We start from the raw sequence: 23,920 nt of genomic DNA on the forward strand, positions 1-23,920 counted from the left end.
GTGCTGTCCGGGCTCCTGTCCCGGGATCCTTAGCGTGCCTGGTAACCGATCGGCCCTGCTGTCGTTCCCCCGCACGGGGGACCACGGCAGGGAAAACGGATCAGAACGAGGTGGTACGCGCATGGAGGCCCCGCCCGACAACGATGTGCTCTGGGCCCGTGCCCTGCACTTCACCCACCCCGACGGCTCGCCCGCGCTCGGCGGTGTCTCGCTCGGCGTCCGCGAGGGCGAGATCCTCGCCGTCAGCGGGCCCCGCGGCAGCGGCAAGTCGACGCTCCTGCGCTGCCTCTCCGGCCAGACACGGGCGCAGCGCGGCGAGATCTTCTTCAACAGCGCCCCGGTGCACACCCTGGGCCCCGTCGGCCGCGAACGGCTGCGCCGCGACCGCTTCGGCTGGATCGACCCCGAGCCGGTACTGGTCCCCGAGCTCAACGTCTGGGAGAACGCCGCCCTGCTGCTGATGCTGCGCGGCACCGGCCGCCGCCGCGCCAAGACGGCCGCCCTGGAGTGGCTGGAGCGCCTCGACATCGGTGACAGCGCCCGCAAGCGCCCGCGGGAGCTGACCCAGGCGCAGCGCCAGCGGGTCTGCATCGCCCGCGCGCTGGCCCCGGCGCCCACGGTCCTGTTCGCGGACGAACCGACGGCGCCGCTGCACCGCGCCGACCGCGCGCACGTCCTGCGCACGCTCACGACGGCGGCCCGCTCGCACGGCATCACGGTGGTCCTGGCGACCCATGACTCCGAGACCGCGGCCCTGGCCGACCGCACGGTGTCCCTGCTGGACGGGCGCCGCGTGAACACGGTGCACCTGCCCCCGATGGCCGAAGCGGAAGGCCGGGCCGCGTGCTCGCTCTCCGCCTGAGCCGCCGCGCCCACCCCGCCGTACAACTGCGCCGTCTGCTGGTGGCGACGGCGTCGGCGGGCACGGGGTTTCTGCTCCTGTGCACCCTGGGCCACGCGATGACCCACCCCGGCTCCCCCGGCGCGTCCTTCCTCCGCCTGACCTGGTGCGCGGCGCCGCTGGCGGCGACCGTCCACTTCGCGGTGGCGGTGGCCCGCACCGACCCGGGCACCCGCCCCCGCCCCGGTCTGTCGGCGATCGGTCTGGGCCCGGTCCGCCTGGTGGCCATCTCGGTGACGACGACAGCCCTGTCGACCCTGCTCGGGTCCATGCTCGCGCTGCTGTTCTTCCTCCACCTGCGCGGCGACCTGACGGGCATGCCCTTCGACGGCGCGGCGGCGGACTTCCTGGCGGCGACGCAGCCCCTGCCCCTCCCGGCGGCGCTGACCCTGCTGTCCCTGGTACCGGCGGCGGCGTCCCTGGCAGTGGCCCTGACGCTCCGGCCGAGAGAGGCACGGCTCGCGGGAGAAGGGCTCCGGCGCTACGGCCGGTTCGGGGCCCGGAGCAGCTCGGCGGAGCGGGAGACGTTCGGCGCGTACGGGCGGTTCGGCGCACGGTTCCGCCAGGCCACGGGCGGCCGGGCGGCCGGGGCGGCTCCCGGCACGCAGACCGGCGGCACCCCGCGGGCGCGGTCGGGCGAGGAGACTGCGCCGGCCTCGATCCCGCAGGCCCCGCAGGCCACGGCTACGCCCTCCGGCCTGCCCTGGGGCACCGCCGTCCTCGCCGCGGGCCTGGCCGTGGAGGCGTACGCCAGCGCGGCCACCACGAACGCCACCAGGATGCCGTCGGGCCTTCCCACGGGCCCCGCCGCCGTCCTCGTCGGCTGGGCGCTGACCGCGGTCGGCCTCGCCCTGGCCGGCCCGGGACTCACCCATCTGTGCGGCCGGCTGCTCCAGACGCTCCGCCCCGGCGCCCTGCGCCTCCTGGCCGGCCGGGTCCTCATGGAGGAGGCCACCAGGATCGGCCGCCCCCTCGGGATCGTCTGCGCCGTCGCCTCCGCCGGGTACGCCCTGGCCGTCCTGCACGACCCCGCGGCGGACGGACGCTCGCTGGGCCCGCTCACCACCCTCGGCGCGAGCGTGGTCACCGGCTGCGCGGTGGCCACCCTGTTCACCGCCGCCGTGGAAGCACGGCAGGCCCGCGCCGACACCACGGCCGCCCTGCTCCGCCTCGGCGCCCCGCCCACGGCCCTGCGCGGCGCCGCCGCCCTGCGCGCGGGCGCGCTGCTGGCCGTCTTCGGCCCGCTCACCCTGATCGTCGCCGAGCTGGCGGCGCTGCCGCTGGCCCGCTGAGCGGTCGCGGAACCGGCACCAGAAATCCGTACGGAAAAAATCACCGGACCGCGATGAGTTCCGCCCGGCCCCCCGGTCTACCCCATCGAACAGACCGACACCGAATGGGAGAGACCCCGATGTACCAGCAGATGATCTTCGTGAACCTGCCCGTCGCCGACCTCGACGCCTCGAAGAAGTTCTTCACGGACCTGGGCTACTCGATCAACGCCCAGTTCAGCGACGAGAACGCGGCGAGTGTCGTGATCAGCGAGACCATCGTGGCGATGCTCCTCACCAAGCCGTTCTACTCGACCTTCACCGACAAGGAGATCGCGGACGCCACGAAGACCAGCGAGGTGCTGATCTGCCTGAGCGCCGAGAGCCGCGAGAAGGTCGACGAGCTGGTGGAGAAGGCGGTCGCGGCCGGCGGCACCGCCTCCGAGAAGGTCCAGGACATGGGCTTCATGTACGGCCGCGGCTTCGACGACCTCGACGGCCACAGCTGGGAGGTCGTATGGATGGACCCCGCCGCGGTCGAGGGCTGAGCAGTCGCCGTGTCTAGCATGGGCGCGTGCAGACGATGCCCGCCCATGCGGCCCACCACGACGACCGTGAGATCGAGACGCTCCAGGAGTTCGACGCCACCGTCTCGGCCCGCGGCACCCTCGCCGGATTCCGGATCCAGGCCGTCGATCTGACCGACCGGACCCGGGAGTTGCTCGCCACGGACACGGCGGGCGCCGTCTTCCTCGGCTGCCCGATGCGCGAGGACGCGGCCGTGAAGATCCGCGCGGACGGCGCCATGGTCTTCCCGCCGGTACCGGACCTCCCCTTCGACCCGTACCGCGGCCTGCTCTACTCCCCCGACGGGCTGTTCGCCGGGCTGGACCGGGGCTATGAACAGACCCCCGACGCCCTCGCGTACGCCTGGTTCCAGCAGACCAAGGCGGACGGCGACATCTTCGCGTCGATGCTCCGCTCGATCCATGACGACGCCGTCTCCGACGCCCTCGACGAACTCCTGCGCGGTGCCCGGGTGGTGGGGGTGATGGGCGGCCACGCGATGGCCCGCGGCACGCAGGCGTACGCCGGTGCGGCCCGCCTCGGTCGGGAGCTGACCCGCGAGGGCTTCACGGTCGCCACCGGCGGTGGCCCGGGCGCGATGGAGGCGGCGAACCTCGGCGCGTACGCCGCCCCGCACGACGACACCATGCTCACCGAGGCGCTCCGACTCCTCGCCAAGGAACCGATGTTCACCCCCTCGGTCACCGCCTGGGCGACCGCGGCCTTCGAGGTCCGCGCCCGCTGGCCCAAGGGCGGCGGCTCCATCGGCATCCCGACCTGGTTCTACGGCCATGAGCCGCCCAACGCCTTCGCGGCGCACATCGCCAAGTACTTCGCCAACGCCACCCGCGAGGACGGCCTGCTGGCCCGCTGCAACGCGGGCGTGGTCTTCCTGCCCGGCGCCGCCGGCACCGTGCAGGAGATCTTCGACAACACCACGCCGAACTACTACGAGTCGCGCGGCGAGCCCACCCCGATGGTGCTGGTCGACCGCGCGCACTGGACTCAGAAGCTGCCGGCCTGGCCGTTGCTGCAGGCGCTCGCGCGGGAGCGGTCGATGGAGTCCCGGATCGCCCTGGTCGACCGGATCGAGGAGGCCCCGCAGGCGTTGAAACGTCTCGGCGGTTAATAAGAGGGCAAAGCCAAGGCCCTTGTCCGGCATATGCGTTGACACTGCTTACGCGGCACTTATAAACCTGTGAGCCTCCGGGGAGTGGAGATGCCGGTGCGTCTGCGCTCCCTCAACCCCCCGCATATGCGCAACATGTGAAGGACCAACGTGGCAGTCCTGTCCATACCCCGCCGACCCCTCGCCCGTTCCGCGCGCGTGCTCGGCATCGCCTCCGCCTCGGCCGCGCTCGTGCTCGGTCTCGGCGGCAACGCGTTCGCGTGCGACATCAAGGATTTCTCCGCCGAAGCGAAGTGCGATGGTGACAACGGTGTCATCACCGTCACCGACGTGGACCCCGGCGGTGTCCCCGCCACCGTCAGCGTCTACCTCCAGAACAACGGCGCCGACCTGAAGAAGGTCGGCGAGCAGGTGGTCGAGGGCTCGCGCGAGGGCGTCACCATCACCTTCGCCGAGAACTGGAAGCCGAACGCCGAGTACCGCATCCACGTCAAGGCCGCGGGCTATGTCGACGAGGACATCAAGCCCAACCTGACGACCCCGGCCACGGCCTGCAAGAAGGAGGACACCGACACCCCGGCGCCGACTCCGTCGGACAGCGCGACACCGACGCCGTCGGCCTCCGCCCCGGCCGAGGAGACCCCGGCCCCCGCGCCCTCCGAGGGCGACAGCACCGCCCCGGCGGACACCTCCAGCAACGTCCCGACCCCGGCCGGTGAGTCCAACCTCGCCGAGACCGGCGCCGACTCCAACACCGGCCTGATCGCGGGCATCGCGGTCGCGCTGGTCGCGATCGGCGGCGGCGCGGTCTTCCTCGGCCTGCGCAGGCGCGGCTCCCGCTGAACCCCCGGAGCGGGCCATCGTCCGGGCCGTACCGGACGGGGGCCCGCTCCCCCGCGATCGGGCCGGTCAGCCGAGCACCACGATGTCGGCCGCGTCGAACTCCACCCCGACCCGGTCCCCCACCTCCGGCGCCTCCCGCAGCGCGCACGCCGCCTCCAGCCGGGGCGCGCCCTCGGGCTGCAGGTGTACGGCGACATGGGTGCCCTTGAAGGTGCGCGCGGCCACCGTGCAGGGCAGGCCCTGGTCGGCCGCGACCAGGCGGACCCCGGCGGGCCGGACGAGGAGCGTGCGGCTGCCCTCGGCGGTGTCGTCGGGCACCGGCAGCTTGCCCCAGGGGGTGTCGGCGGCCTGCCCGGAGACCGCGGCGGGGACCACGTTGTCGAAGCCGAGGAAGCGGGCCACGAACTCGTCGGCCGGCCGCTGCCACACCTCCAGCGGCGTACCGGACTGGGCGATCCGCCCGTCCCGCATCACCACCACCCGGTCGGCGAGCGCGAAGGCCTCCCCCTGGTCGTGCGTCACGGCCAGCACGGTCGTGCCCAACTCGCTGAACAGCTCCCGCAGTTCGACGACCAGTCGCTCCCGCAGCGAGCGGTCGAGCTGGCCGAGCGGCTCGTCGAGCATCAGCAGCCGGGGACTGGGCGCCAGCGCCCGGGCCAGCGCCACCCGCTGCTGCTCCCCGCCGGAGAGCGCGGCGACGGCCCGGCCTTCGGCACCCGGCAGCCCGACGAGGTCGAGCAACTCCCGCACCCGTTCGGCCTGCTGACGCTTCGACGCCCCGTGCATCCGCAGCCCGAAGGCGACATTGCCGCCCACGTCCCGCTGCGGGAAGAGCTGATGGTCCTGGAACATCAGCCCCACCCCCCGCCGGTGCGCGGGCACGCCGCCCTGGTCACGCCCGTCGAGCGACACCCGCCCGGCGTCCAGCGGCCGGAGTCCGGCCACCGCCCGCAGCAGCGTCGACTTGCCGCAGCCGCTGGGCCCGAGGACACAGACCACCTCGTGCTCGGCCACCGCCAGATCCACGGCGTCGAGCACGGCCCGCCCGCCGAACCGCACGGTCGCGTTCTCCAGGCTCAGCAGCATCAGAACTCCCCCGTCCGATCGGTCCGCAGCCGCTCCAGCACCAGCAGCGCCACCGCGCACACCACCATCAGAATCGTCGAAAGGGCCATCGCCTGGCCGTAGTTGAGCTGCCCGGCGCGCCCGAGCAGCTTGGCCACCGCGACCGGCAGCGTCGGATTGTCGGGCCGCGCGATGAACACGGTCGCCCCGAACTCCCCCAACGACACCGCGAAGGCGAACCCGGCCGCGATCAGCAGCGCCCGCCGCACCATCGGCAGGTCCACCTCCCGCCACACCCGCCACGGCGACGCCCCGAGCACGGCCGCCGCCTCCCGCAGCCGGTGATCGACGGCCCGCAGCACCGGCAGCATGGTCCGTACCACGAACGGCACGCCGACCAGCGCCTGCGCGAGCGGCACCAGGATCCAGGTGGCCCGCAGATCCAGCGGCGGCTCGTCCAGGGCGATCAGGAACCCGAACCCGACGGTCACCGCGGAGACCCCGAGCGGCAGCATCAGCAGCGCGTCGAACCCGCGAACGAACCGGCCCGCGTCCCGCCGGGTCAGCGCGGCGGCGGCGAGACCTCCGACCAGTACGGCGATGGCGGTGGCGACCACGGCGTACGACAGCGAGTTGCCGATCGCCTCGATAGGCGGGACCAGGAAGACCCCGCCGTCGGCCGAGGTCAGCGCCCGGTAGTAGCCGAGCCCGGGGGCGCCCAGGGACCGCTGCACCAGCACGGCGAGCGGCAGCAGGAGCAGCACGGCGATGGTGGCGAGGACCCCGGCCAGCAGCGCCCACTGCCCGGCCCCGCGCGGCCGGCGTGCGGTCAGCGAGGCGTCCACCAGGCGCAGGGCGGTCTCCCGGCGCCGTACGGTCCAGGCGTGCAGGGCGAGGATCGCGCCGACGGCCGCGAACTGGACGAGCGTGAGGACCGCGGCCGTGGACAGGTCGAAGATCTCGGAGGTCTGGCGGTAGATCTCCACTTCGAGGGTGGAGAAGGTCGGGCCGCCGAGGATCTGCACGACACCGAAGGAGGTGAAGGTGAACAGGAAGACCATCAGGGTGGCGGCGGCCACGGCCGGCCCGAGCGCCGGCAGCGTCACCGTCCGCCAGGCCCGCCGGCGGGACGCGCCGAGCATCCGCGCCGCCTCCTCCTGCCGCGGGTCCAGCTGCGCCCAGAGCCCGCCGACGGTGCGGACGACCACGGCGTAGTTGAAGAAGACGTGCGCCAGCAGGATCGCCCACACCGTCGTGTCCAGCCGCAGGCCCCACAGCTCGTCGAGGAGTCCGCCGCGTCCGACGAGCGCCAGGAAGGCCGTACCGACGACGACCGTCGGCAGCACGAACGGCACCGTCACCACCGCCCGCAGGATCTGCTTGCCGGGGAAGTCGAAGCGGGCGAAGACATAGGCGGCGGGCAGCGCGAGCAGCAGGGTCAGCGCGGTGGAGGCGAGCGCCTGCCAGGTGGTGAACCACAGAACGTGCCGGACGTCCGGCTGGGTCAGCACGTCCGCGATCCGGTCGAGCTGCCAGACCCCGTCGACCCGCAGGCCGCGGGCGACGATCGCGGCGACGGGGTAGGCGAAGAAGACGCCGAAGAACGCGACGGGCAGGGCCATCAGGCCCAGCCGCGCCGCGTGCCGGCGCCGGCCGGCTACTTCAGTACGAGCGAGGTCCACGACTTGACCCACTCGTCGCGGTGGTCGGCGATCTTCGCGGGGTCCATGGTCAAGGGCTTCTTGGCCGCGGGCCCGTGCTCGGTGAACTCCGCGGGCACGTCCGCCTCCTCGACCACGGGGTAGACGAACATGTTCAGCGGCATGTCCTCCTGGAACTTCTTGCTGATCAGGAAGTCGATCAGCGCCTTGCCGCCCTCGCTGTTCTTCGCGTTGCCGAGCAGGCCCGCGAACTCGATCTGCCGGAAGCAGGTGCCCTCGGCGACGCCGGTGGGAGCGGTGGCCGGCTTCGGGTCGCCGTAGATCACCTCGGCGGGCGGCGAGGAGGCGTACGACACCACGAGCGGCCGGTCGGCCTTGGCCGCCTTGCCGCCGGCGGAGCCGGAGAACTCCTCGTTGTAGGCCTGCTCCCAGCCGTCGACCACCTTGACGCCATTGGCCTTGAGCTTCTTCCAGTACTCCGGCCAGCCGTCGTCGCCGTAGCGCGCGGCGGTGCCGAGCAGGAAGCCGAGGCCGGGCGAGGAGGTGGAGGCGTTCTCGGTGACGAGGAGGTTCTTGTACGCGGGCTCGGCCAGGTCGTCGAGGGTCGACGGCGGGGCCAGGTCACGGTCCTCGAAGTACTTCTTGTCGTAGTTGACGCAGATGTCGCCGTAGTCGACCGGGGTGACCCGGTGCTCGTCCCGGTCGAGCTGGAACGTGGCGTCGATCCGGTCGAGGCCCTTCGCCTCGTACGGCTGGAAGAGCCCGTTGTCGAGCGCGCGGGACAGCAGGGTGTTGTCGACGCCGAAGAAGACGTCGCCCTGCGGGTTGTCCTTGGTCAGGATGGCCTTGTTGACGGCCTGCCCGGCGTCGCCGTCCTCCAGGACCTTGACCTGGTACCCGGAGCTCTTCTCGAAGTCCGCGAGGACCTCCTTGGACACGGCCCACGAGTTGTGGCTGACCAGGGTGACGGTCCTGGCGGCGCCGCCGGACCCCTGGTCGTCGTCGGAGGACCCGCACGCCGAGAGCGTGACGAGGCCGAGTCCGACGGCCATGACGGTGGCCTTCTTGGTGATGCTCACTGAATTCCTCCTGGAGTGGACCAGGAAGAGACGCGGCCCTGCCCGGACCTCCCAAGAGTCCGGGCAGGGCGCAACAGCTCGAGTGACGACCGATCTCCCTACCCAGAATGACCTGGGCGAGGTTCAGAGGGTCTGCGGCCTGTCCCGCACTCTCAGCGCTGTGGCGCTCCCCTGTCGGAATATGAAGATGTACGTACGACGATCAGACTACCGCGCGCACACTACCGCTCGGTGGCCGCGAGCTGACCACACGCCCCGTCGATCTCCTGGCCCCGGGTGTCCCGGACCGTCACCGGCACCCCGTGTGCCGCGATGGCCTCGACGAACGCCTTCTCGTCCTCGGGCCGGGAAGCGGTCCACTTCGAGCCCGGGGTCGGGTTCAGCGGGATCAGGTTCACATGCACGGGCTTGCCCTTGAGCAGCCGCCCGAGCCGGTCGCCCCGCCAGGCCTGGTCGTTGATGTCCCGGATCAGCGCGTACTCGATGGACAGCCGGCGCCCGGACTTCGCGGAGTACTCGAACCCCGCGTCCAGCACCTCGCGGACCTTCCAGCGGGTGTTCACCGGGACGAGGGTGTCGCGCAGCTCGTCGTCGGGGGCGTGCAGCGAGATCGCGAGCCGGCACTTGAAGCCCTCGTCGGAGAACCGGTGGATCGCCGGGACCAGACCGACGGTGGAGACGGTGATCCCGCGCTGCGACAGCCCCAGCCCGTCCGGCTCGGGGTCGGTGAGGCGCCGGATGGAGCCCACGACCCGGTTGTAGTTGGCGAGCGGCTCGCCCATCCCCATGAAGACGATGTTGGACAGCCGGGCGGGCCCACCGGGCACCTCCCCGTCCCGCAGCGCCCGCATCCCGTCGACGATCTGATGCACGATCTCGGCGGTGGACAGATTCCGGTCGAGCCCGGCCTGCCCGGTCGCGCAGAACGGGCAGTTCATGCCACAGCCGGCCTGCGAGCTGATGCACATGGTCACCCGGTCCGGATACCGCATCAGCACCGACTCGACGAGCGTCCCGTCGAACAGCCGCCAGAGCGTCTTGCGGGTGGTCCCCTGGTCGGTCGACAGATGCCGCACGACCGTCATCAGCTCGGGGAACAGCTCCTCGCGCAGCTTGCCGCGCGCCGCGGCCGGGATGTCGGTCCACTGCTCGGGGTCGTGGGTGTACCGCGCGAAGTAGTGCTGCGAGAGCTGCTTGGCACGAAACGGCTTCTCCCCGACCGCAGCGACGGCGTCCTTACGCTCGGCGGGCGAAAGATCAGCAAGATGCCGCGGCGGCTTCTTGGCTCCGCGGGGGGCGACGAATGTGAGTTCTCCGGGCTTTGGCATAACCCTTCCAGTGTGGCAGATCATCGCCCGGAGCCCAGGCCAGAGCGGGGTGGGGGTGGTCACCTGTGGGTGCCGACTGTCGCCGTTGGTCGGCCTCGGACGGCCCAAGGACGGCCCGAGCGGGCGCAAGGCGAGATCATTCCACCGATCTAATGCGTCCTCAGGTAGGCAGCTGTGAAGACCGCTACCATCCCAAGTCACCAGTCAAATGATCAGTTGGGGGGTATCCATGAAGTCCCTGCCCTCACCACCTCCCGTATCTTTCGACGAGTATCGGCTGTACTACGAGTCGGCGGAACGTGTCACCGAGCGACGCCTAGCCATGAACCGTTGGAACTATTCCATCCTTACGGCGACCCTTGTGGCCATTGGCATTTCCCTCGGATGGGCATTCTCGCATAGATCCTTCCTTTTAACCGGTGTCGCTGGAGCGTCCATATTGAGCGCCAACGGATGTTTCATGTGTTTCTACTGGCTGAAGCAGATCGACGATTTTAAGGCGCTGAATACGGCAAAATTCGAGATTTTGAACAATATGGCACCGCAAGTCATTTTCGACGGACCTCACGGCCCGTCACAAGCAAAATCGTTCAACTGTTTCGAAAAGGAATGGCAGGAGCTTTCGAGAGCTGATGCACTTCAGTCTGCCGTGTCAAATAGTTTCGTTCGCGGCCTACGCTCATCCAGTGCCGAACGTTTCATTCCGCGCGCCTTTGGGGCGATCTTCGCCTTGGTGTTTTGTTCAGTATTGACGTCTTCACTCATCAGCCAGTAAAGCAACCATCTCTATTAGGCCAGTCGCTACAGGAAACCAAGAAAAGTAAGCAATAATGCGATACATTTACTCGATCATGCCAGTGTCGTCCGATAGCGAGTACGGCCAGAAAAGGGTGCGGCTAAACGAGGCAGCCCGCGCTTTTGATCTAGCGGTTCATTTTCCATTGGACCGTGGACTGCCCGAGGAAGGGATGGAGTTTGATCTCGCAGCCGCCTCGACAGATATCAGAAAGTCAGTGATGGTAATCGCCGACCTCACATTTGAGCGGCCGAGCTGCTATTACGAACTCGGTCTAGCTCAGGCGCTAGGCGCCCGCGTCTCGCTGATCGCCAAATCCGGAACTCCAATCCATCAAGCATTTGGCAGAAATTCAGTCCGTGAATATCAAAACCTAGAACACTACACTGCGATTCTGGACCAAATTCTGCAAACCATGCAGTCCGACCCCTCAGGGAACCTTGCAATTAAGTGACGCGGTCATGGCTGGACGACATTTTCAATCGCTTCAGCAACCCTGTCGTAGACCACTTCTTGCTCGTGTTCAGCCATACCAGCCAAAGGCTTTTTCGGATTGTTAGCAGCCTGAAATTTGGACAGCTGTGGGTCACGGACGAAACGACACGCCTTGATGATGACCGGGAGAATCCGAGTTCCATGCCCTTGAGCCTTTGCAAGCAACGGGGGGAGTTCGTCGTTGACGATGAAATCGGAGGCCAAAAAGTCGGCGGATATCAGCAAAACTGCGATGCGCGCCCCTTCGAGTGCTTCTTCGATTTTCTCGCGCCAGGGATCACCTACGTCGATCCTCTGATCAGACCAGACGTTAATCATGCCTTGCCTGTCAAGGGGGCGGAGATGCACTAGCAGTCTTCGCAAATACTGTTCGTCCGTGTGACTGTAGCTAATGAATACCCTATTACCCTTTTCGTCGCTTGACCATCCGGAAGGGTCGGCGTCTGGCTTCTCTTCCAAAGCGCGGAGTTCACGCCTGAAAGTATGGATTAGCCCCTGGCTGTCGGCTAGCGAGTTGCCGTATATGAGGGTCCTGTACCCAGACAGGTCTCCAGGGATCTCAAGGCTCGACGCCGCGATTAGAACCACGCGCACACCGGCTTCACGGAGTGAGCCCAGCTCCACTGCTTGCCGCAGGGCAGCTCTCGTGATATCCAGCACTGCGACGTCTCCAGGACGCACCCGCTCATGGTTTCCGTGCAGCGATACATCTGGATCAACATAATCGCTGTCGAATCCCATGTCGCGGGCGACTTCGGCAAGAATTGACATGATCCGGAATGTCGGTTCAGACCCATTCAAGAAAAACGCGATCTTCACGGTGCACTAGGCTCCAAGATGAGGTCGGCAATTCAAGCAGCCCTGGTCTGCCGAACTAAATGCGGCTAAGGACAAGAAGAGTTTCGCAGCTTTCGCGGCCCGCCAATGCGAATGAGGGAGTCCCGCTTCTTTCTTGCCACGAAGGCATCTTCGATAAGATCACGAAGGGAACTTTCACTTGTAGGGTAACTCCAATAACGCGCATAAGCGTCACTATCGCCTGCTTTTTTGAGATTCTCCCCCAGCCTTGAGGGAACTTGTGCATTAGACACAGCTGCGCTGGGTAGCTGGATTCCCATCAAGCCATTTAGCCGATTCACCCGGTCTCGACGCAAAGAGCTGTAAATTTCCCAGTCAATGAACTTCCGAGACCATGTACACGCTCCTACCATCACAATCGTAACGGTCGAATCGGCAAGGTACTTATCTCGAATTGTGTCCATAATATACTCGGTATCATCACTGCTGATCGCAGGATCTTCCTCCGTGATTCCGATGACACGAGGAATGAGGACACTCTCATATTTCGTAACGAACGAAAGAACCTCTTGCGCATCCGCCCCGTGGTAGCTAATGAAGCATTTGTGTCGGGTTGCTGAATCTCTCGAATTCGCGTAGAGCTGCGTGATCTTGCGCAGTTCCTGTTTGGCACTCTCATTGGCGAAGTATTGGTTCAACGAGTTCATCTCGTTTCCCTTCGTACCATCCGTGTACGCACTCTGCGGGCAAGCCACATCGTGTGCTCTCGACTAATGGCTTGTTCCGCGGAATTTACGTAAGCCGACCAGGGCCCTTCGTCGTCCACCGGTTGGGCCGCCGACCGAACAAGAGCGAGTTCCGTAGCGGTAAGCGCGTATGCGCTGGCCAAGTTGTCAAATTGTTTAACTTCGATCCAAGCTCCACCCGCAGCTACACCAGCCGCCAACGCGCTCCCAAATTCGATCGATGTGGCGTCCACGAGCATCAGCAGCGCACTCACGGCACCAAGAACTTCGAGTGCTAGTAGGATGCAACGCCACAAAAGAGAGCTTTTCTCATTTCTTCTGGCATTCTTCGAATACCATGCCTTCTGATCATCAACCCGACCTTCGGTATATGCGCTCTTCCGTGTTTGCAGACTCGCATCACGAAGGTCTTTCATTTTGGTGCTCACTTGCTCAGAGCCGGTGGAGCTGTAATCTGCCAGAATCGGCGACTCGGCGACAATATCGCTAAGTTGCTGATTTAGCAGCCTCTCAGCATCTGCTCGCGACATGGTCCGCGGAAAAGGATCGGCACAAACCGCAAACTTCCAGGCCAAAGTCTTTGCTGATTCGGCTACAGCTCGTCCGTGATACCACGTTTCCTCAGGGCGGGTAGAAAGCAAGACAATCTCAGTTGCGAGAGCTAGCAAGAAAAATACTAGCGACGCAACGATAAGGGCTTTCCGACCCTCGCCGTCGGTGCTTCCCGTGAATACTCCAGCTACTGCTGCCGCAATAACAAAGTAGAGCCGCCATCGAGTCCACCGCAGGTACGATCTCTGGCCTTCAAGAGAGGCAAGGTCCGCAGCGCGCTGCACTGCCGGCATATCGTCTGGGAGCAATGCATGCGCATGTTGAGCCACTCGCACTCCGACCGCTAAGTCTCATCTTTGGCACACTCTAGATCGAGACACGATGCCGTGTCAGGGGTTCGTGTTGCTTAGGTTGACTAACGACTAGGTCGGTGGAGCGGCTTTGGGCTGGAGCTGCTTTGGGGCGAGTGATCATGGCCCCGTAAGCTTCCGGCGAGTCGGGCAGTCTGTGGACCTGCCCGTTAAAGCACGACGTTGGGGCCATGATCTTAGAGGCTCGCCCCAAAGTGGCTGCCTTAAAGCCGTGGAGCCGACCGCCCCAGCCACAGAGGGTGTCTCCCACCTTCATGCCCGCTGCCGCCGAGCGCGCCGCCGGGCGCGGCCAGCCGGGGCGAAGACAGGAGGCGGGCCGCGCCGTAGAGGCGGCGCGCGCCCGCGCCGTGCGCGGGCCTTGATGAAGTAGGGAAAGTTGTACCGCGCCCATGATCGAACCCACTCGATCGTGGCCTGTCGGCTCACCGCCGCTCTCGGCTACCGTTCCATGCATGCCTTCTGCACTGGACACGCCTCAAGGAGCGGCCGAACTCGCCGAGTCTCTGCTTCCTCCGCTCGGGAACCGCTGGCTGCACACTCAGGCTGTGGCCGCTCGTGCTCAAGAGGCTGCCACGGCTGTGTCGGTGGCTGACCGGGATCTCCTCGTCGCTGCAGCGTGGCTGCACGACATCGGTTACGCCCCCGAACTGCGTGACACCGGATTCCATCCCCTCGACGGTGCCCGTCACCTGGAAACATTGGGTGCGCCAGCACGCCTCGTGCGGCTGGTCGCCCATCACTCCGGGGCCGTGTACGAAGCGGAGCAGCGCGGTCTCTCGGCAGAGCTGGCCGCCTACGAGCGGGAGGACTCCCCCGTCCTCGACGCGCTGATCTTCGCCGACATGACGACTGGCCCCGCCGGACAGTCCTTCGCCTTCGACATCCGGATTGACGAGATCCTGGTCCGCTACGAGCCGGGCACTGAAGTGCACAACGCGATCAGCAAGGCGCGTCCGTACCTCCAGGCCGCCGTCGAGCGAACCCTCGACCGCTTGGCCGCTCAGCCGATGTAGGGCTCGGTCCGGCCGGCCAACCCGTGCTCGATCCGCATGCGCATCGAGGGGTGGATACTCAACTCGTTCAGCCTGCCCGGATCGACGAACGCCACTTCCTTGCTCTCGCTGCTCGTCCGCAGCTGGCCGCCGACGATGCGGGCGTGGAAGCAGATGGAGAACTGCTGGCGGACTTCGCCGTCGTCGTACGCCATGACGTGTCCGGGGTTCGTGTAGATCCCGACCAAGCCGGTCACCTCGACGTCGAACCCGGTCTCTTCCTTGGTCTCACGTACAGCCGCGTCGGGTGCTGACTCCCCCAGATCGATGCCGCCTCCTGGCAGAGCCCACAGATCGTTGTCGGTCTTGTGGATCAGCAGGACCTCACCGGCCCCGTTGCGGGCCAGAGCGGTCACGGAGGGGACGAGGCTGTTCGCCTTCGGGGCGTTCGGATCGTTGAAGTAGTCGACGCGTGCCATGTGTTCAGCGTCGCACGTTGGGAGCCGGTCATGCCTTCCGGCCCTGGTCCCACGCATAGTCGAAGCTCCGCATGTAGTGCCGGAACGTCCGCGCTCCCGGCAGGTACTTGAAGTGCATCACCGGGTTCTGCCCGGCGGGAGCTCCGAGGACGTGGGGGTTCACCAGCACGTCGTCGTCGAACCGGTAGATCGAGTTGTAGAGGATCGTGTCGTGCAGCCGGATCTCAACCCCAGGCGTCGACATGGCGGGCTGCAAGTACCGGCGAGTGATCCGCGCTCGCGCCGCCAGGTCGTCGCCGATGCCTTCCTCTTCACCACGCTGCCGGACAGCCGCGGACTCCGGGTCTCCCAACAGGATGCGGACCTGGGCGCCGGCCTTCGCCTTCTCGGCCAGCTGATCCGGTAGGTCCGGGTGACTGTCGAAGAGGAACAGTCCCGCGTACACCAGGATGTCAACCTGGTCCGTCGCCTTGTCGATCAGGGAGGACCACAGCGGAGCCGGGACCGCACCCCGGTGCGGGTAGTACGTGATCAGCTCCGACGCGCTCGCCTTCTCGGCCTGCTTCTCGACTGACGGCCACACGTAGACCTCGTCGACCCCGAGGAAGCTCGCGGCCTTCCAACGGTGCCCCCGGTGCGGGGTCCGGTTCGTGGTGATCCAGCGCTCGACGCTCTTGGGGTCGACTCCGACGTGTTCGGCAACGGACTGGATCGTCTCGCCCTTCGCCGAAATCGCTGCGCGCAGACGCTCGTTCGCCATGGCATTCCTCCTGCGGACCTCCAGGGACGTTTTGATAGTAGCTCAGACGTCCCTAAACGTCCACACGGGCCGTGATGCGTCCACGCCCTCTCGCGGTCTCCTGATCTCACCGACGGGATGTCGGCCAAGAGCCCGCCACAGCAGGAGACAAGACGATGCGTCAGATCCCAGTAGACACCTCCGTCGCGACCGTGATGGTTGCCAAGACCCCCCAGCCCAAGGTCAAGGACCGTCGTACCGGCGAGATCGCCACCGACATGGAGACCGGGGCGAAGCTGATGACCGTGGACGTGATGTTCGCGGCCAACGACGAGGTGGAGATCCTTTCCATCACCGTCCCCGAGCCGGGTATTTCGGGTGAGCTGACCATGGGTACCCCGGTCGCGCTCACGGGCCTGATCGCCCGCCCGTGGGAGAACGACTTCAACGGCCAGAAGCGGCACGGCATCGCCTTCCGTGCCGTCGCGGTCACGTCCCTGGTCGCCGCTGCCGCGAACTCGAAGGCGGCTTGATCATGACCGGTTTCACGGTCGCTCTGGTGCTGGTCGTCGCCGCTGCGGGTCTCCTGCGGTGGCGGCGCCCCGCCTGGTACTGGATGAGCTTCGGCATTACCTGGGCGAGCGTCCGGGTGCTGATCCGGTACTCGTCGGTCATGGACGCATGCGGACTGACGGTGCCGCCCTCGCGCTGGCGCCTGACTCTCGCCCGGATGACAAACCGGCCTGTCCCGGCGTCTCGTGCACCGCGCATCCTGCGGTTCCGGCCGACGCGCACCGGCCTGGTCCTGCGGCTGGGGCTGCGCCCTGGTCAGGACGCCTTCGACGTGGCCGCCGCGTCGGACCGGCTACGGCACTCCTTCTCGATGTACGGGGTCACCTCGCGTGAGCTGCGCTCGGGTGTGGTGGAAGTGCGGATGACCGGCTACGACGTCCTCAAGCGGGTGCAGATGCCCGCTGTGGTCGACACCCGTCCCATGCGGGTTCCCGTCGCCTTGCGCGAGGACGGCTCGGTGCACTTCCGCGACTACCGTGCGGTCCCGCACGCCCTCACGCTCGGGGCCACCGAGTCCGGGAAGTCGGTCTACCAGCGGAACCTGGTCGCCGGGCTCGCCCCGATGGACGTCGCGCTGGTCGGGATCGACTGCAAGCAAGGAGTTGAGCTGTTCCCGCTGGCCCGCCGGTTCTCCGCGCTGGCCGACTGCCCCGACGACGCTGCCGCCCTGCTCGATGCCCTGGTGGCCCGGATGGAGGACGTCTACCGGATCATCCGTGCCGAGCAACGGATCACCGCCGCCATCCCGGACGCGGAGATCGCCGCCGACATCTGGGACCTGCCCGACCACCTGCGCCCGGTACCGGTCGTCGTCCTGGTCGACGAGGTCGCCGAACTCGCCCTGTTAGCCAGCAAGGACGAGGAGAAGCGCCGCGACCGCATCATCACCGCCCTGGTGCGCCTCGCCCAGCTCGGCCGCGCGGCCGGCATCTACCTGGAGATCTGCGGGCAGCGCTTCGGCTCGGAACTCGGCAAGGGCATCACGATGCTCCGTGCCCAGCTCACCGGCCGCACCGCCCACCGCGTCAACGATGAGACGAGCGCGAACATGGCCTTCGGGGACATCTCCCCGGACGCCGTCCTGGCCGCCATTCAGATCCCGGCCGAGCTGCGGGGAGTCGCTATCGCCGGGGACTCCACCGGTGGCTGGCACCGCATCCGCGCCCCGCACACCTCTCTGCGCCAGGCCGTCAACACCTGCAACCGGTACGCCGACCGCACCCCGGACCTGCCCGAGCTGGCGCCGTTCCGGCCGGTGCTGAGCGGCCCCCGGCACAGCCCGGTCCCGCTGTCCAAGACGGTCACCGTCACCGCCTGACGCCTCTTCCCACCCTGGTCGGCGCGACCTCACCGCGCCAAGTCCCTACCTCCGCCATGCCTCTGAAGGGAGGCGCACGCCATGTGCCCCGACTGCGAGGACTTCGCCCGCACGGTCCTGCTGCTAGGCCAGCTCGCCCTCTACGCCGACTCCGCCGATGCCGACATGGGTTTCGTCGAGGCTGTCAGCCCGGCCCTGGCCGCCTCACTCCCCACTCCGCCCGGCGCCTCGGACGATGCGGGTGAGGTGTCCTGATGGCCACCCGTCACGGACTGCGCGTGGACGCCGTCCTCATCCAGGCCGTCATCGCCGGAGCTCTGTCCTTCGCTCACCTCCATGACCTGGCCGCCGCTGCGGGACAGGACGGCTGGAAGGCGTGGGCCTACCCGGTGAGCGTGGACCTGCTCCTGGTCGCAGCCTGGCGGCGCCTGCGGACAGAGGGCCCCTCCCGGCTGGCCTGGTGCTGGTTCCTCATCGCGCTGTTCGCCTCCCTGGGCGCCAACGTCGCCACCGCCGGATTCCTCGACCTGGCCGACCCGCCCGCCCTGCTCCGCCTCGGCGTCGCCGGGTGGCCTGCCCTCGCCTTCCTCGGCGGCACCCTCCTCGCCCACTCCGCCCGCCACCCGGCGCCCACCGTTCCGGAGCCCGTCCCAAGCCCCGAGCCCGCAGGCCAGCCCGCACCGGAGCCCGAACCCGCCCCTGCCCCGGTCGAGGCCGACCAGCCACCGGCCCTTCCGCCCACCGACCCTGCCTCCGACTCCGACTCCGACGCCGGGCCCGCGGTTCCCGCCGTCCTCGTCGACCACGCCCGCAAGGTCGCCGCCGAGTACCGCGACCGGACCGGCGCCCCGATCGACACCGACACCCTGCGCGCCCGCCTCGGCGTCCCACCCCACCTCGCTGACGCCATCGCCGCCCACCTCGCCTGACCCGGAAGGAACGACAGATGACTTTCGACCCCGCTGGCCTGACCGCTGCCGACTACCTCGACGGCGCCCGCGAGATGGCCACCGCCAACCGGCCCTACCTCGCCTTCATGCTCGCCGAGGAAGCCGCCAAGCTCACCACCGACCCGGCCGCCGCCGCCGACATCCGCGCCGCCTTCCCCGACCCCACGACGACGCGGAAGGACTGACGCCCATGCCCGCCCGCGACCACTTCCACTCCGTGATGCGGATCGGCCCGGTGCAGATCGGCAGCCACCGCGACCGCCACGGCCGCACCAAGCACGCCGCCGTGTGCACCGCCGACCGCTGCGGCTGGTCCGCCGACTACTCCAGCCAGTCCGCCGCCCAGCTCGCCGCCCGCACCCACCGCTGCCGCGTCAGTTAGGAACTCTTGCCATGCAGGTCCCGCTCTGGTTCGTCCTCGCCGTCGTCGGCTACCTCGGCGTCAAGTTCCTCCGCCCGCCCTGGTGGCTCGTCGCCGTCCTCCTGCTCGGCGGCTACCTCCTCGCCGACAGCCTCCTGGCCCCCGCGATCGACACCGCCCTCACCAAGTAACCGCGAAGGGACACCCGCCATGCTCCGCCCGAAGATCCCCACCATGCCCGTCCCGACCGGCCACGGCCCGCGCCCCGCCGTCGTCGAGCCGACCGCCGTCATCCCGCACACCCCCACCGCGACCGCCCAGGCCCCTGCCGTCGTGCAGGCGCCGTCCCGGCCGACCGTCCAGCTCACGCCTGGCACCGCGCTCGCTCTCATCGGCGGCGGCACGGCCGTGGTCCTGGTCGTCGGCGCGGTCCTCGTCTCGATGCTCCTAGCGGTCGCCGTCACCGCTGCCTCAGTCGCGGTCTGCGCCCTCGTCATCAAGTCCCTGATCACCGCCGACGCCAAGCGCCGCTGATCGACCCCGGGGACGGCGCACAAGCCGCCAGCACGCCGCCGCCCCTGACTCCCGGCACCGCCCCGAGCCAACCGCCATCGCCAAGGAGAAGTCCATGGACCTGCAAGCAGCCGCGAGCATCGTGCCGTTACTCGGCTGGGCCCTGCACAGCGGCCTCCTCACCCGCCGTCTCGCCTCGGCCCGCCGCGACCCCCTCACCGGCATGCACACCCGCGCCGGATGGACCGCCCGCGCCGAACGGCTCATGCACCATCACGCCGACGCCGCCGTCCTCCTGGTCGACCTCGACGACTTCAAGACCCTCAACGACACCCACGGACACGCCGCCGGGGACGCCGCCCTGGTCGCCACCGCCGACCGACTGCGCACCTGGTGCGGCCGTAACGGCACCGCTGGCCGCCTGGGCGGGGACGAATTCGTCGCCGTAGTCCAGCACCTGACCGCCGCCGACATCGACGCGCTCACCGACGCCCTGCACCAGCCACTGGCCTACAACAGCGCGCACCTGCCGCTGGCAGCCTCGGTGGGCGTCTGCCGCGTCGCGGATCTTCCCGTGCCTTTGCTGACCGACGCGCTCACCGCCGCCGATGCGGCCATGTACGCCGCCAAGGGCCGCTCCCGTCGCGGGACCCGCACCAGCACGCGCTGACCGGCCACCGGGTGGCTCACAAGCCGCCAAGCACGCCGCCACCCGGGGCCGTTCCTTCCAACCGCAATCGAAAGGAACCTCCAGCATGACGCACCGCACTCCGCCCCCGCTCCGCATCTGCGGCAACTGTGACGGCTTCGCCTCGGTCGCCCTCACCCTCGGCGGGCGCGACCGACGCGGTCACCTGCGCACGATCACCGCCTACTGCCCGGCCTGCCACGGCACCGGCACCCGCCCCGCCCGTACCCGGGAGGGCGCCCGTGCCTGACCTGCTCCACGACCCGGCCACCCTCGGCGATCTGCTGAGGGTGGCCTCGTCGTCCGACTACGCCCGATGGGAAGACCAGATCCGCCGCACCGGCGGCTGCGCCGACCCCATCCACCTGACCGGCTGGACCCTCACCAAGGACAAGACCACCGGCGAGACCCTGCACCACTACTCCACAGAGACCGAACCCGGGGGCCGCCTCCGGGTCGCCTGCGGCAACCGCCGCGCCTCGCGCTGCCCGTCCTGCGCCTGGACGTACTCGGGCGACACCTACCACCTCATCCGCGCCGGACTCGCCGGGGACGACCGTCGCGGCATCCCGGACGCCGTACGCGACCATCCCCGCGTCTTCGCCACTCTCACCGCGCCCTCGTTCGGCCCAGTCCACAACCAGCCCTCTCACGGCGCCTGCCGGTGCGGCACGCATCACGCCGCCGACTCCCCCGTCCTCGGTTCCGCCATCGACCCCGAGACCTACGACTACGCGGGCACCGTGCTGTTCAACAACCACGCCGGACAGCTCTGGCAGCGCTTCACCAACCGGCTCCGCCGCGAAGTCGCTGCCCGCGCCGGCCTTTCCCAGCGCGCGTTGGCGCAGGCCGCCCGCATCTCTTACGGCAAGGTGGCCGAGTTCCAGAAGCGGGGCGCCATCCACTTCCACGCCGTCGTTCGCATCGACGGCCCTGACGGACCTGCCAGCCCTCCCCCGGCCTGGGCCACGGTGCAGCTGCTCGACGACGCGGTCCGCGCCGCCGCCGCGCACCCCTACACGTCCGCCTCCGTCCCGGCCACCGACGACCAGCCCGCCCGCACCTTCCGCTGGGGCACCCAGCTCGACGTCCGTCCCATCAAGGCGTTCGGCGACGGCTCCGCTCTCACCGAACAGGCGGTCGCCGCCTACGTCGCCAAGTACGCCACGAAGGCCGCCGAGACCACCGGCACCCTCGACCGCCGCGTCGGCGAGCTGGCGGAACTGGACCGCCACGGCGTGCCCGACCACGCCCGGCGTCTCATCACCGCGTGCAAGAACCTCGATCCGCTCTACCCCGATCGCCGTCTGTGGGCCTGGGCTCACATGCTCGGCTTCCGGGGCCACTTCTCCTCCAAGTCCCGCCATTACTCGACCACTCTGGGCGCCCTTCGCCAGGAACGCGCCGACTACCGCGCAGCCCAGGAACGGGAAGTCCTCGGCCTGGAGGAGATCGAGCCCGACAGCGTCCTGGTCCTGGCCGACTGGCAGTACGCCGGGCACGGCCACACCCCCGGCGAGTCCGCGCTCGCCGCAACCATCGCCCGCGGCCTCCAACTCAGCCGCGAGACAGCCCGCGACGCCCTACGCGACCTCATCGCCGACGAAGGGAGCCGGTGACATGGCCTCCGAACTGCCCGCCCGCTTCCTCACTCCGGACGACCTGGTCGACATGTTCGAGCTGCCCAGCGTCGAGACGGTCTACCAGTGGCGCCGCAAGCGCACGGGCCCCCGCGGCTTCCGGGTCGGCCGCCACCTCCGCTTCGACCCCACCGACGTCCGCGCCTGGGTCGACTCCCAACTCAGGGAGGCCGCCTAATGGCTGGCCACATCCAGGACCGCTGGTACCGCACAGAGACCGGCCCGGCCGGCCAACCCGTGAAGGTGAAAACCGACCGCTACGGAACAGGGCTGCGCTACCGGGCCCGGTACGTCGGCCCCGACGGCACGGAGAAGAGCAAATCCTTCCCGGACCGCCAGAAGCGCCGGGCCGAGGAATGGCTCGCTGAGACAGCGGCCGACATGTCGCGCGGGCAGTACGTCGATCCCCGGGCTGCCCAGACGACCTTCCAGCAGTACGCGGAACGCTGGATCGCCGGACAGACGACCGACCTGAACACGCGCATCGGAACGGAGACCCGACTCCGGCTGCACGCCTTCCCCCGCATCGGGGCGCGTCCGCTCGGCTCATTCCGCCCGGTGCACATCCGCGAGTTCGTGCGGGACCTGGAGAACGCCTCGATCGGCGGCACCTACGCCCGCAACATCTACGCCAACGTCCGCGCGGTGCTGTCGGCCGCCGTGGACGACGGTCACCTCGCCCGCAATCCCTGTTCGGCCGCGTCGGTCCGGCCTCCCGCCGCCTCTGCCGCTCGGGTGGTGCCCTGGCTCCCGTCCCAGGTTCGTGCGGTCCGCGCAGCCCTGCCGGAGCGCTACCAAGCCATGGTCGACGTGGGAAGCGGCTGCGGTCTCCGCCAGGGCGAGATCATCGGACTCGCCGAAGACACGGCGCAGCTCGACGGCGAAACCCTTCGGGTGACCACTCAGGTCAAGCTGATCCGGGGCGTCGCGGTCTTCGCTCCGCCCAAGGGCAACAAGGAGCGTGACGTACCGCTGCCGTCCTCGGTGGCCTCCGCGCTGCGCCGGCACATCGCCCGCCACCCGCCCGTGCCGACCAAGCTGCCGTGGCTGCGGCCGGACGGCCCGCTCACCGAACGCCGCCTGATCTTCACCAACACGGCCGACGGGATCGTCTGGCGGAGCAACTTCAACGTCCATGAATGGAAGCCCGCTCTCGCGGCCGCGGGCCTCATCCCCACGCCCGAACCTGGCAAGCCGTACGCCTCCGCCCGGCAGCACGGAATGCACGCGCTCCGGCACTTCTACGCCTCGGTCCTCCTGGACGCGGGCGAGAGCATCAAGGCCGTCAGCGAATACCTCGGGCACTCCGACCCGGCGATGACCCTGCGGGTGTACGCCCACCTCATGCCCAGCAGCGGCGAGCGTGCCCGCCGGGCCCTGGACGACGTCTTCATCACGGCCCAAGAGCCCTGACGGCCCGGAGACGGCCCAGCGGGCACAAGACAGCCCCCCACTGGCGAGAACACCGCTGGTAGGGGGCTTCTTCATGCCCGGAGCACATCAGTTCTCCGGGCTTAGGCATGGCTGTACCAGTGTCGCAGATCGATTCGTGTGGCCGGGGCCACCCGATCATCCGCCGATCCCCTCCAGCCGTTCCTTCAGCAGCGCCTCGTCCCGCGGCAGCTCCTTGCGGACCTGCGGGCGGACGACCAAGGGCACCAGGGCCTTGCCCAGGCCGTGTGCTTCGAAGTCGATCTCGATGGTCACGCGGCAGCGCCGGCCCTCGTCGAGCGGTTCGATCGAGCCGTGGGTGCGGGGACGGACCGGCCCTTCGATGCCGTGCAGGTCCCAGCTGTGCGGTGGGTCGAGGGCGTCGAACTCGATGGTCATGGGGACCTCGCGGGTGCCGATGCGGCGGGTGACCCGGACGCGCGAGCCGGGGTGCATCGGCCCCAGCTCCAGTGGCTCCGCCTTGACGGCGCTCAGCTGCCATTCGGGCAGATGGGAGGGGGTGGTGATGTACGCGAACGCTTCTTCGGGCGTGCAGTCGAGGTCGATGGATTCGCGGATGGCGGACATGGTGGGACCCCCTTCACGGGCGTACACCTCAAGCGTCCCACCACGC

31 protein-coding genes are annotated in these 23,920 nt (G+C 68.6%); 21 read left to right on the forward strand and 10 right to left on the reverse strand.

Features of this window, described 5'->3' with window-relative positions; all coding sequences use genetic code 11:
* The first annotated feature begins 121 nt into the window (after positions 1–121).
* The 5 genes from ACWD11_RS20925 to ACWD11_RS20945 all read left to right on the forward strand — a co-directional run bounded on the left by ACWD11_RS20925 (position 122) and on the right by ACWD11_RS20945 (position 4,711).
* The gene (locus ACWD11_RS20925; RefSeq protein WP_389414716.1) at positions 122–862 is read left to right on the forward strand and encodes an ABC transporter ATP-binding protein; all 741 of its coding nucleotides are present in this window, start codon (positions 122–124) and stop codon (positions 860–862) included.
* Positions 844–2,193 (forward strand): hypothetical protein, encoded by a 1,350-nt coding sequence (locus tag ACWD11_RS20930; RefSeq protein WP_451284680.1) that lies wholly within the window; start codon positions 844–846, stop codon positions 2,191–2,193. The genes ACWD11_RS20925 and ACWD11_RS20930 overlap by 19 nt, the downstream gene beginning before the upstream one ends.
* 119 nt (positions 2,194–2,312) lie before the next feature.
* Positions 2,313–2,720, forward strand: coding sequence for a VOC family protein (locus tag ACWD11_RS20935; RefSeq protein ID WP_389415603.1), 408 nt, complete (start codon positions 2,313–2,315; stop codon positions 2,718–2,720).
* Positions 2,721–2,746: 26 nt separating this feature from the next.
* Positions 2,747–3,868, forward strand: coding sequence for an LOG family protein (locus ACWD11_RS20940; protein WP_451284682.1), 1,122 nt, complete (start codon positions 2,747–2,749; stop codon positions 3,866–3,868).
* 150 nt (positions 3,869–4,018) lie between these two features.
* Positions 4,019–4,711, forward strand: coding sequence for an LAETG motif-containing sortase-dependent surface protein (locus ACWD11_RS20945; protein WP_389414719.1), 693 nt, complete (start codon positions 4,019–4,021; stop codon positions 4,709–4,711).
* Positions 4,712–4,777: 66 nt separating this feature from the next.
* Here the strand turns inward: ACWD11_RS20945 and ACWD11_RS20950 are convergent, their stop codons facing one another.
* From ACWD11_RS20950 to rlmN, 4 genes are all read right to left on the reverse strand, one after another.
* A complete protein-coding gene (locus ACWD11_RS20950; protein WP_389414720.1) occupies positions 4,778–5,797 on the reverse strand; it encodes an ABC transporter ATP-binding protein in 1,020 nt (339 codons plus the stop codon).
* Positions 5,797–7,398 (reverse strand): ABC transporter permease, encoded by a 1,602-nt coding sequence (locus ACWD11_RS20955; RefSeq protein ID WP_451284879.1) that lies wholly within the window; start codon positions 7,396–7,398, stop codon positions 5,797–5,799. Before ACWD11_RS20955 ends, ACWD11_RS20950 begins: the two co-directional genes overlap by 1 nt.
* A gap of 35 nt (positions 7,399–7,433) precedes the next feature.
* Positions 7,434–8,516 carry a thiamine ABC transporter substrate-binding protein gene (locus tag ACWD11_RS20960; RefSeq protein ID WP_451284684.1) on the reverse strand — a complete coding sequence of 361 codons (1,083 nt, stop codon included), beginning with the start codon at positions 8,514–8,516 and terminating at the stop codon, positions 7,434–7,436.
* Positions 8,517–8,737: 221 nt separating this feature from the next.
* Positions 8,738–9,844 carry a 23S rRNA (adenine(2503)-C(2))-methyltransferase RlmN gene (rlmN, locus tag ACWD11_RS20965; RefSeq protein WP_389414722.1) on the reverse strand — a complete coding sequence of 369 codons (1,107 nt, stop codon included), beginning with the start codon at positions 9,842–9,844 and terminating at the stop codon, positions 8,738–8,740.
* A 229-nt stretch (positions 9,845–10,073) separates the two neighbouring features.
* Here rlmN and ACWD11_RS20970 point away from each other — a divergent pair, with 229 nt between their 5' ends.
* Complete coding sequence (locus ACWD11_RS20970) at positions 10,074–10,619, forward strand: RipA family octameric membrane protein (RefSeq protein WP_451284686.1); 546 nt, start codon at positions 10,074–10,076, stop codon at positions 10,617–10,619.
* 76 nt (positions 10,620–10,695) lie between these two features.
* On the forward strand, positions 10,696–11,094 hold the full coding sequence (locus ACWD11_RS20975) for a hypothetical protein (protein WP_451284687.1): 399 nt from the start codon (positions 10,696–10,698) through the stop codon (positions 11,092–11,094).
* Between the two features lie 5 nt (positions 11,095–11,099).
* On the opposite strand, the gene ACWD11_RS20980 is transcribed toward ACWD11_RS20975, so the two are convergent.
* The 3 genes from ACWD11_RS20980 to ACWD11_RS20990 form a co-directional block, all read right to left on the reverse strand.
* Entirely contained in the window at positions 11,100–11,954 is an 855-nt protein-coding gene (locus ACWD11_RS20980) for a toll/interleukin-1 receptor domain-containing protein (RefSeq protein WP_451284689.1), read from the reverse strand.
* Between the two features lie 65 nt (positions 11,955–12,019).
* Complete coding sequence (locus tag ACWD11_RS20985) at positions 12,020–12,640, reverse strand: TIR domain-containing protein (RefSeq protein WP_451284691.1); 621 nt, start codon at positions 12,638–12,640, stop codon at positions 12,020–12,022.
* Entirely contained in the window at positions 12,637–13,560 is a 924-nt protein-coding gene (locus ACWD11_RS20990; RefSeq protein WP_451284693.1) for a DUF4231 domain-containing protein, read from the reverse strand. The genes ACWD11_RS20985 and ACWD11_RS20990 overlap by 4 nt, the downstream gene beginning before the upstream one ends.
* 494 nt (positions 13,561–14,054) lie before the next feature.
* Between ACWD11_RS20990 and ACWD11_RS20995 the strand changes: the two genes are divergently transcribed.
* On the forward strand, positions 14,055–14,615 hold the full coding sequence (locus ACWD11_RS20995; RefSeq protein ID WP_451284695.1) for an HDIG domain-containing metalloprotein: 561 nt from the start codon (positions 14,055–14,057) through the stop codon (positions 14,613–14,615).
* Here ACWD11_RS20995 and ACWD11_RS21000 read toward each other — a convergent pair.
* Positions 14,603–15,073, reverse strand: coding sequence for an NUDIX hydrolase (locus tag ACWD11_RS21000; RefSeq protein ID WP_451284697.1), 471 nt, complete (start codon positions 15,071–15,073; stop codon positions 14,603–14,605). The two genes, ACWD11_RS20995 and ACWD11_RS21000, sit on opposite strands and share 13 nt — an antisense overlap.
* A 28-nt stretch (positions 15,074–15,101) precedes the next feature.
* Positions 15,102–15,833 (reverse strand): XRE family transcriptional regulator, encoded by a 732-nt coding sequence (locus ACWD11_RS21005; protein ID WP_451284699.1) that lies wholly within the window; start codon positions 15,831–15,833, stop codon positions 15,102–15,104.
* 155 nt (positions 15,834–15,988) lie between these two features.
* Between ACWD11_RS21005 and ACWD11_RS21010 the strand changes: the two genes are divergently transcribed.
* From ACWD11_RS21010 to ACWD11_RS21070, 13 genes are all read left to right on the forward strand, one after another.
* Entirely contained in the window at positions 15,989–16,345 is a 357-nt protein-coding gene (locus tag ACWD11_RS21010) for an SCO3933 family regulatory protein (RefSeq protein ID WP_451284701.1), read from the forward strand.
* 2 nt (positions 16,346–16,347) lie between these two features.
* Entirely contained in the window at positions 16,348–17,703 is a 1,356-nt protein-coding gene (locus tag ACWD11_RS21015; RefSeq protein WP_451284703.1) for an FtsK/SpoIIIE domain-containing protein, read from the forward strand.
* An 81-nt stretch (positions 17,704–17,784) separates the two neighbouring features.
* Positions 17,785–17,958 (forward strand): hypothetical protein, encoded by a 174-nt coding sequence (locus ACWD11_RS21020; RefSeq protein WP_451284705.1) that lies wholly within the window; start codon positions 17,785–17,787, stop codon positions 17,956–17,958.
* Positions 17,958–18,632, forward strand: coding sequence for a DUF2637 domain-containing protein (locus ACWD11_RS21025; protein WP_451284706.1), 675 nt, complete (start codon positions 17,958–17,960; stop codon positions 18,630–18,632). The genes ACWD11_RS21020 and ACWD11_RS21025 overlap by 1 nt, the downstream gene beginning before the upstream one ends.
* A gap of 17 nt (positions 18,633–18,649) precedes the next feature.
* Positions 18,650–18,838, forward strand: a complete 189-nt coding sequence (locus tag ACWD11_RS21030; protein ID WP_451284708.1) for a hypothetical protein — start codon at positions 18,650–18,652, stop codon at positions 18,836–18,838.
* Positions 18,839–18,843: 5 nt separating this feature from the next.
* Positions 18,844–19,035, forward strand: coding sequence for a mobile element transfer protein (locus tag ACWD11_RS21035; protein ID WP_451284710.1), 192 nt, complete (start codon positions 18,844–18,846; stop codon positions 19,033–19,035).
* A gap of 11 nt (positions 19,036–19,046) precedes the next feature.
* Entirely contained in the window at positions 19,047–19,205 is a 159-nt protein-coding gene (locus tag ACWD11_RS21040; RefSeq protein WP_451284712.1) for a hypothetical protein, read from the forward strand.
* A gap of 19 nt (positions 19,206–19,224) precedes the next feature.
* Positions 19,225–19,548, forward strand: a complete 324-nt coding sequence (locus tag ACWD11_RS21045; protein ID WP_451284714.1) for a SpdD-like protein — start codon at positions 19,225–19,227, stop codon at positions 19,546–19,548.
* A 94-nt stretch (positions 19,549–19,642) separates the two neighbouring features.
* The gene (locus tag ACWD11_RS21050) at positions 19,643–20,197 is read left to right on the forward strand and encodes a GGDEF domain-containing protein (RefSeq protein ID WP_451284716.1); all 555 of its coding nucleotides are present in this window, start codon (positions 19,643–19,645) and stop codon (positions 20,195–20,197) included.
* An 85-nt stretch (positions 20,198–20,282) separates the two neighbouring features.
* A complete protein-coding gene (locus tag ACWD11_RS21055; protein WP_451284718.1) occupies positions 20,283–20,465 on the forward strand; it encodes a hypothetical protein in 183 nt (60 codons plus the stop codon).
* A complete protein-coding gene (gene repSA / locus ACWD11_RS21060; RefSeq protein ID WP_451284720.1) occupies positions 20,458–21,834 on the forward strand; it encodes a replication initiator protein RepSA in 1,377 nt (458 codons plus the stop codon). Before ACWD11_RS21055 ends, repSA begins: the two co-directional genes overlap by 8 nt.
* Before the next feature lies 1 nt (position 21,835).
* Positions 21,836–22,033: a helix-turn-helix transcriptional regulator gene (locus ACWD11_RS21065; RefSeq protein WP_451284722.1), complete on the forward strand. Its 198-nt coding sequence runs from the start codon at positions 21,836–21,838 to the stop codon at positions 22,031–22,033.
* Complete coding sequence (locus tag ACWD11_RS21070) at positions 22,033–23,268, forward strand: tyrosine-type recombinase/integrase (RefSeq protein ID WP_451284724.1); 1,236 nt, start codon at positions 22,033–22,035, stop codon at positions 23,266–23,268. Before ACWD11_RS21065 ends, ACWD11_RS21070 begins: the two co-directional genes overlap by 1 nt.
* Before the next feature lie 156 nt (positions 23,269–23,424).
* Here ACWD11_RS21070 and ACWD11_RS21075 read toward each other — a convergent pair whose 3' ends face one another.
* Positions 23,425–23,874 (reverse strand): SRPBCC family protein, encoded by a 450-nt coding sequence (locus tag ACWD11_RS21075; protein ID WP_389414723.1) that lies wholly within the window; start codon positions 23,872–23,874, stop codon positions 23,425–23,427.
* Positions 23,875–23,920: the final 46 nt, after the last annotated feature.

It is taken from the genome of Streptomyces sp. NPDC002776 (assembly GCF_053592195.1).

What these genes read in the sequence shown, in the direction of transcription:
- ACWD11_RS20925 (WP_389414716.1), top strand. Translation starts at nt 122, where the DNA reads ATGGAGGCCCCGCCCGACAACGATGTGCTCTGGGCCCGTGCCCTGCAC.
- ACWD11_RS20935 (WP_389415603.1), top strand. Translation starts at nt 2,313, where the DNA reads ATGTACCAGCAGATGATCTTCGTGAACCTGCCCGTCGCCGACCTCGAC.
- ACWD11_RS20950 (WP_389414720.1), bottom strand. Translation starts at nt 5,797, where the DNA reads ATGCTGCTGAGCCTGGAGAACGCGACCGTGCGGTTCGGCGGGCGGGCC.
- ACWD11_RS20955 (WP_451284879.1), bottom strand. Translation starts at nt 7,398, where the DNA reads ATGGCCCTGCCCGTCGCGTTCTTCGGCGTCTTCTTCGCCTACCCCGTC.
- rlmN (WP_389414722.1), bottom strand. Translation starts at nt 9,844, where the DNA reads ATGCCAAAGCCCGGAGAACTCACATTCGTCGCCCCCCGCGGAGCCAAG.
- ACWD11_RS20970 (WP_451284686.1), top strand. Translation starts at nt 10,074, where the DNA reads ATGAAGTCCCTGCCCTCACCACCTCCCGTATCTTTCGACGAGTATCGG.
- ACWD11_RS20975 (WP_451284687.1), top strand. Translation starts at nt 10,696, where the DNA reads ATGCCAGTGTCGTCCGATAGCGAGTACGGCCAGAAAAGGGTGCGGCTA.
- ACWD11_RS20985 (WP_451284691.1), bottom strand. Translation starts at nt 12,640, where the DNA reads ATGAACTCGTTGAACCAATACTTCGCCAATGAGAGTGCCAAACAGGAA.
- ACWD11_RS20995 (WP_451284695.1), top strand. Translation starts at nt 14,055, where the DNA reads ATGCCTTCTGCACTGGACACGCCTCAAGGAGCGGCCGAACTCGCCGAG.
- ACWD11_RS21000 (WP_451284697.1), bottom strand. Translation starts at nt 15,073, where the DNA reads ATGGCACGCGTCGACTACTTCAACGATCCGAACGCCCCGAAGGCGAAC.
- ACWD11_RS21005 (WP_451284699.1), bottom strand. Translation starts at nt 15,833, where the DNA reads ATGGCGAACGAGCGTCTGCGCGCAGCGATTTCGGCGAAGGGCGAGACG.
- ACWD11_RS21010 (WP_451284701.1), top strand. Translation starts at nt 15,989, where the DNA reads ATGCGTCAGATCCCAGTAGACACCTCCGTCGCGACCGTGATGGTTGCC.
- ACWD11_RS21015 (WP_451284703.1), top strand. Translation starts at nt 16,348, where the DNA reads ATGACCGGTTTCACGGTCGCTCTGGTGCTGGTCGTCGCCGCTGCGGGT.
- ACWD11_RS21020 (WP_451284705.1), top strand. Translation starts at nt 17,785, where the DNA reads ATGTGCCCCGACTGCGAGGACTTCGCCCGCACGGTCCTGCTGCTAGGC.
- ACWD11_RS21025 (WP_451284706.1), top strand. Translation starts at nt 17,958, where the DNA reads ATGGCCACCCGTCACGGACTGCGCGTGGACGCCGTCCTCATCCAGGCC.
- ACWD11_RS21030 (WP_451284708.1), top strand. Translation starts at nt 18,650, where the DNA reads ATGACTTTCGACCCCGCTGGCCTGACCGCTGCCGACTACCTCGACGGC.
- ACWD11_RS21035 (WP_451284710.1), top strand. Translation starts at nt 18,844, where the DNA reads ATGCCCGCCCGCGACCACTTCCACTCCGTGATGCGGATCGGCCCGGTG.
- ACWD11_RS21040 (WP_451284712.1), top strand. Translation starts at nt 19,047, where the DNA reads ATGCAGGTCCCGCTCTGGTTCGTCCTCGCCGTCGTCGGCTACCTCGGC.
- ACWD11_RS21045 (WP_451284714.1), top strand. Translation starts at nt 19,225, where the DNA reads ATGCTCCGCCCGAAGATCCCCACCATGCCCGTCCCGACCGGCCACGGC.
- ACWD11_RS21050 (WP_451284716.1), top strand. Translation starts at nt 19,643, where the DNA reads ATGGACCTGCAAGCAGCCGCGAGCATCGTGCCGTTACTCGGCTGGGCC.
- ACWD11_RS21055 (WP_451284718.1), top strand. Translation starts at nt 20,283, where the DNA reads ATGACGCACCGCACTCCGCCCCCGCTCCGCATCTGCGGCAACTGTGAC.
- ACWD11_RS21065 (WP_451284722.1), top strand. Translation starts at nt 21,836, where the DNA reads ATGGCCTCCGAACTGCCCGCCCGCTTCCTCACTCCGGACGACCTGGTC.
- ACWD11_RS21070 (WP_451284724.1), top strand. Translation starts at nt 22,033, where the DNA reads ATGGCTGGCCACATCCAGGACCGCTGGTACCGCACAGAGACCGGCCCG.
- ACWD11_RS21075 (WP_389414723.1), bottom strand. Translation starts at nt 23,874, where the DNA reads ATGTCCGCCATCCGCGAATCCATCGACCTCGACTGCACGCCCGAAGAA.